This is a genomic window from Paenisporosarcina sp. P4_D4 (assembly GCF_056401835.1).
Map to the genome: position 1 here is coordinate 1 of NZ_JBFUIO010000206.1, position 2,739 is coordinate 2,739.

Consider the following 2,739-nt stretch of genomic DNA (forward strand, 5'->3'; position numbering starts at 1 on the left):
GATGAAAGCGGCTTCTTTAGTAAATGTTTTCCCTTGATTATTTGTACCAATCATTGATGAAAGCGGCTTCTTTAGTAAATGTTTTCCCTTGATTATTTGTACCAATCATTTTTAATTTGTATTGACCTGTTTTGGCAATGACAAATTGATCGCTAATCGGATTTTTCTTATCACCTGTATACGGATAGTATGCCCCAGCGAATCCACTAGAATTAGTCAATAGTTGGTTTTCATTCAATAATAGAGCATTGTAAGATCCAACTAATCCAAGATCTTCACCCGTTTTGGCATCTTGTATTACTACGTCTAAAGTCCTCAAATGTGACTTTAATTGGAACCTAAATCCAAGGTAAGGAATGGCATTTTCTGGCCAAGCTGTATCACCCGAGTACATAGGATTAACAATAGAAAATGTATCAATTCCTTCGTTTACTACTCGTCCACCAAATGGAATTTGGTAGTTTTCCGTTGGATCTTCATTATTTGTCAATACGATATATCCCTCATACGTTCCTTTTTCAGCTGTTTTTGGAATAGACAGATTAAATTTGATGACTCTCTGGCTATTTCCTTCTATATTGACTGAAGTTGGCCCATCTAATGTGACATTATTTAAAGCAGCATTCTTTGAGTCTCTTATTCCAGTTTGGAATTTCACATTTACATTAAATGTTTTAGCTTTTTCACTTCGATTATTTAACTTAAAATTTCTAACTTCTGAAATATCCTGGTCATCATACCCAATCGATCCAAAGCTAAATCCACCAGTTAATTCTCTTATTGTTTTCTCATTTTTATTAAGAGTAGCTGTTCGATCATCTACTTGAATCTCAACATTTGAGTGAACGGCTTCATAGGCATCCACTTGACCACTACCGACTTCAAATACACTATAATCTTTTGATAACGGATCAGCTGTATTCATTAAAATAGATTTAATATCTGCTGGTTCAAGATTGTCGTTCGCTTGTAATAGTAACGCGGATACACCTGCCACATAAGGCGTTGCCATCGACGTACCAGATAAACGGGAGTAGCCATATTTATAGTCCTCTGGTTTAGTCCCATCGACTGTTTTATCATTTATATAAAATGGAACAGTGGAAAGAATGGCGGCGCCAGGTGCTACTACCTCTGGTTTAATATCATAATTGACACGTGATGGACCTCTTGAACTGAAAGCGGCTAATTCATCTCCAGGCGTTTTTACTTTCGTATAGTTACCAAAAGTAAGATCTGTTTTACCCGCATTTATGGCAGCTAAGATAGCTTTGCCTTCCGTATTTGTGACAGAGRATGTAGGAACTGCATCCACTGATTCACCTAAAAATGTCTGGATGGAACCTTCTGCACTATTTATTTCATCATTATACATAAGTACCCCAATGGCACCTTTTGCTTTTGCATTTTTAATTTTATCTATTAAGGCAATCGAGCCCCGCTTAATGAGCGCGATATTACCCTCTAAAATCTTCCCATTAAAATCAGCAGGTCTACCTAGTCCAACATCAACAAGTTGATAGGTTTTTCCTTTTAATTGCGTTAAATCATCTTTATAGTTTCTTGCTAGCTGTCTTAATGAATAATTGACCCCATTCTGTACACCAGCAAATTGATAGATATCAAGTGCAACAGTAGATGCACCAACCGTTAGGGCCAATGCCGCAGCTCCAGGTGAACCTAGTGTATACATTTTATCTCCACTATTCCCCGCTGCCACAACGGTCGTTACCCCACTTAAAACGGCATTGTTTACAGCAATGGAAGTCGCGTAAAGGGGATCATTTAAAGAATTGCCTAAAGACATATTAATAACATCCATACCGTCCTTCACAGCACGATCGATTCCGGCCAAAATGTCATCAGTTGTACCTGACCCATATGCACCAAGTACACGATAAGCATAAAGATCAGCTTCTGGTGCTGCACCTAATGTTTTATATTCACTATCAGCTAAACCTCGGCCGCCAATAATACCCGCAACATGTGTACCATGTTCAGTATAGTAGGCACGACCACTACCTATTTCTGGTTTACCTGATTTTTTCCAATCGGCATAAGTTGTTTCCATTGGATCATTATCATCATCGACAAAATCAAATCCGCCTTTATAGGCATCCTTTAAGTCAGGATGGTTGTAATCCATTCCTGTATCAAGTATCCCGACTTTAATTCCTTTGCCAGTAAAGCCTTCTGCATGTAGACGATCTAGTCCATCATAAGGCGCATAATTCGGCACATTTGCTTCATCCACTTTTAATAGTTCGCTATCAGCGGCAGGTGGGTCTATTGTAAATGTTTCGTTGCTCCAAACTGATTTTACTACTTTTGATTTTAATAGGTTTTGAATTTGATTTGCTGGGAGACTAATTGAAACACCATTAAATGCATTTTTAAAGGAACGATCAATTTTAAATTCTACCTTTTTATTATTATCCTCTGAAAATAATTGTTGGACATCTGTTTTGAAAGTAGCATGATCTTTATCAACTAAATTTGATGCATCTTCCGCAGATAATTGTTTTCCCTCTACACTTGCTTGAATTTGTGCGACTCTGGCAGGCTTATTCACAAACTCTATAATGACAGAAGTCTGTTTCGTAGAATTTAAATCTGTATCTGAAGAAATTTGAAGACCTGTTGATTCATTTGTAGTCATCTGGTTAAGTGCAGCTCTTTGTTCTGGTGTTAAATTAGCAAGTAAATTTTCTATACTCGAATAACTAACCGCTTTCGCAG

1 protein-coding gene is annotated in these 2,739 nt (G+C 37.4%); it reads right to left on the bottom strand.

Annotated elements, in window-relative coordinates:
• Positions 1-37 precede the first annotated feature (37 nt).
• Positions 38-2,739, bottom strand: a 2,702-nt coding sequence (locus AC1DSL_RS17045; RefSeq protein ID WP_477533125.1) for a S8 family serine peptidase, incomplete at its 5' end; no start/stop codon positions are given.